Source organism: Halobacillus sp. (assembly GCF_049282395.1).
GTDB lineage: Bacteria > Bacillota > Bacilli > Bacillales > Halobacillaceae > Halobacillus.
In genome coordinates, this window is sequence record NZ_JBAPTY010000189.1 from 1 (window position 1) to 3,101 (window position 3,101).

The following is a 3,101-nucleotide window of genomic DNA, read 5'->3' on the forward strand; positions in this document are numbered from 1 at the left end:
GTCCATAAAGGATGCTGAATAAATTTCCGATTAGAAGACTTGCCTTTCTCCCGTACAAATCCGCAATCATCCCTGTAGGCACCTCGAATAGAACAATCGCTAAGTGAAGAAAAGCTTCTAATAAACCAATTTGACCGAACGACATTCCTCTATCGCCAAGGTAAATAACCCATAAGGCACGGTCAAAAAATAACTGCGCAAAAAATATATAGCCATACAGCATGTAAATATTACGTTTTGTTTTAAACATTGAAATTCGTCCTCTCTTATACATAAAAAGCCACACGGAAACACTCCCGTGCGGCTCTCTTCGCTATTTTTTAGGAGTTCATACGTACGTTCACTTCTATGAAATTTCAGCTAAAAAAGGACACACTTGTCCCGAGGACGGCTGAAATTCCAATAATAGACATCATATAAAGAAGATATTTACTCTCACTTTTGATGTCTAACGTGAACGTATGCATGACTTTCCCTCCTTTATGTATAAGATGTGTTCTCATTATATAACTTTAACTATTTTTGGACAAGGCAAGCAAGGGCAATGTTTAAACCACACAATCATGATAAAAAACACCCTATTAATTTCCTATCACTTCTTGTCCTGCCCGTACTATTGCTCTAATCCCGCTACCCCAAAGCCACCAGCTCCAGAATGAGTGGAAATCATCCCGCCCGCCTGGATCCATCTTATATTTTGGAAACCTTTTACTTTAGCAACCTCATCCATCCGCTCCTTAATCCTTTCATCGAGTCCGATGGAGTAGATAAAATAAAGCTGCTCTTTATCGAGGTCGAATTCATTCAAGTAATCACGGAAGAGTTTTTCAGTAGCTCTACTCATTTTACCGCGGTACTTCTTGGTAGACATAAGCTTTCCATCCTTAAGCTCGATACATGGCTTTATTTTCAACAGAGATCCTACGAGAGAAGCCATATTGCTTACGCGTCCACCCGCTTTGAGAAACTCCAGGCTTCCCGGGATGAAGACGAGCCTGGATTTAGGAACGATGGCCTCTATTTTTTCAACAAGGTGTTCCGGTTCAATCTCAGGTTCTTTTTCTAATAAATCAGCGGCATACAATACGATCGCAGCTAATCCTCCCGTAACGTTCAGAGCATCAATGAGAAAAATATCTTCAAATTCTTCCGCTGCAATCACAGCATTTTGAAAAGAAGAAGACGCTTTTGATGTATAACCAATATGGATCATAATGCATTCTGGGAAATTCTCTTTTATCGTTGCAAAAAACTCCTGATACTCATGAGCATTGGTGGAGGTCGTAGAGGGTATTTTCTTCGTACGTCTGTAATAGTCATAAATATCCTGGACCGGCAAGGAACCGTCTAAATAATCATTTCCATCCATAATGATGTGCATGGGAACGACTTGTATCTCGTACTTCTCAGCTAAATCACCTGGTAAGTCGGCACCGCTTTCAGTCGATAAGATGATCCTTCGCATTCTATCTCTCCCTTCGTATATTTAGGTACACGTTCACTCTTCCTGCGTTATGCTTTAACTATACATGAGAAAATCGCATTGTGATAACTATTATTTGCCGTGCTTTTCGTGTCTGGGATTTGATTATTAATGCAGGGATGGGAATCTATGAAATCCCGCCCTTCTTGTATTTCTACTTTGACGTAAGGTCTTACCTTCAAGATCAGGATCTTTTCTGTCTTATTTTCAATTGTGGAATTTTGCAGAAAATTATGGAATAATAGGTAGTTAATACTAGTAGAGACAAGGAGTGATCGTTTGGTACATCTATTAACCTTTCATCATCAACAAAGTGGCAATTTCAGGACTGGTTTTTGGTAAAATAAGCTATTTTCAGGGGGAGTAGTATTGAAAAAAATATGCAGCATGTGGACGGATGAACAGGAAGCATTAGGTATTATTGAATGGGAAGACGAAGTATTTGGCACGTGTTTTCGACCAATAAAACTTTCCGAGCACGATTATGGAGGCTTTACCCTAATCGGCAGGCGCTGGTACACCACTTACAATGGAGCACGTGAGTTCTTTCGACATAAGACAAACAGCCTGCGAATTAATGGACGCATGAAGAAAAAAGACTTAGGGTCCATGAATTACGTAGTAAAAAGAAGTCATAAAGATACTTATAACGTAACAGACAAAACGCTAAGCACAGGCTCAAAGTAGCCAATGCTTTGCTTACTCACTAGTAAAAGTAAGTCGAGGTTTTAAAAAATAAAGACTGCCATCTTATCATATCGTACACAGAAGTAGAAAAATCCCGCCTTTGGCAGAAGGCGGGCCGGGTTCCTTGAGTATTAACGTGCTAAAGTTGATCGTTTACTTGTTTCATTGCATCTTTAAATTCCAATATTATACAAATATAGAATAATATGAAACTTTATAAGAGAATCTCTCGTAAACAGACCGTAAGTAAAATTTTTATAATGGAGAGGATATTTGTTTTGAATATGAGAGGTATTAAGAAGTATTTTAAGCTTGCTGTATGGTTTTCTTTACTATTTTTAATTATTGGCTGCTCTAACTCCAGCTCTGGTTCAGGTCCAAGTTCCTCAGTATAAAAAAACAACTCAACTTCCGAATCCTCAGCCGAAGAAACTAAAGAGAAAGAGGATGAAAGTGAGAGTAAGCAAAACATACGAGCTGCTTTGGAGAGCATGTTTAATGGACCGACTGAAAAGTTGGAAATAGCATTAGAAGGTATGGAAAACGAGGGGTTTGGAAGCGAAGACTTCAAGAAGCACCTTAGTGATTATGCCGAATACTTTGAACAACATTATAAACCCTATGTAAGTGACAGTTTCTATGAAGCTTCTTTTATAGACTCTCCAGATGCTTCCTATTACCTAAAAGCAGCACATCCCGATGCTCAGTTAAAAACGGAAGGTATAACGATAGAAGAAAAGGAAGGCTATTACAAATTTTCTATGGATGTGTCCTATACAAATAACAAAAGCGGTGCAAGTAAAACCGTGGAAATCAGAGGCCATGCCCAAACGAATGAAGAAGATAATGTCAGTAGTATTAATTTTATAAACCCAAATGAGCTTTATCAGGAATTAAGTTAAGAAATTCAGTCCCCTGAGTTACCCAAAAA

Annotated in this window: 3 protein-coding genes and 1 pseudogene; 2 read left to right on the plus strand and 2 right to left on the minus strand. The window is 38.6% G+C overall.

Going from position 1 to position 3,101, the window contains the following annotated elements:
* Both WAM07_RS08605 and WAM07_RS08610 read right to left on the minus strand, forming a co-directional pair.
* Window positions 1-250 (minus strand): annotated as a pseudogene (locus tag WAM07_RS08605) (MFS transporter); the annotation flags it as partial.
* Window positions 251-613: 363 nt separating this feature from the next.
* The gene (locus WAM07_RS08610) at window positions 614-1,465 is read right to left on the minus strand and encodes a DegV family protein (protein ID WP_422166072.1); all 852 of its coding nucleotides are present in this window, start codon (window positions 1,463-1,465) and stop codon (window positions 614-616) included.
* A gap of 387 nt (window positions 1,466-1,852) precedes the next feature.
* On the opposite strand from WAM07_RS08610, the gene WAM07_RS08615 reads away from it, so the two are divergent.
* Window positions 1,853-2,170 carry a hypothetical protein gene (locus tag WAM07_RS08615; RefSeq protein ID WP_422166073.1) on the plus strand — a complete coding sequence of 106 codons (318 nt, stop codon included), beginning with the start codon at window positions 1,853-1,855 and terminating at the stop codon, window positions 2,168-2,170.
* A 491-nt stretch (window positions 2,171-2,661) separates the two neighbouring features.
* Window positions 2,662-3,072, plus strand: a complete 411-nt coding sequence (locus tag WAM07_RS08620; RefSeq protein ID WP_422166074.1) for a hypothetical protein — start codon at window positions 2,662-2,664, stop codon at window positions 3,070-3,072.
* Window positions 3,073-3,101 lie beyond the last annotated feature (29 nt).

Excerpts from the sequence above, each read along its gene's own strand:
- WAM07_RS08620 (WP_422166074.1), top strand. The coding sequence starts at position 2,662 with ATGTTTAATGGACCGACTGAAAAGTTGGAAATAGCATTAGAAGGTATG.
- WAM07_RS08610 (WP_422166072.1), bottom strand. The coding sequence starts at position 1,465 with ATGCGAAGGATCATCTTATCGACTGAAAGCGGTGCCGACTTACCAGGT.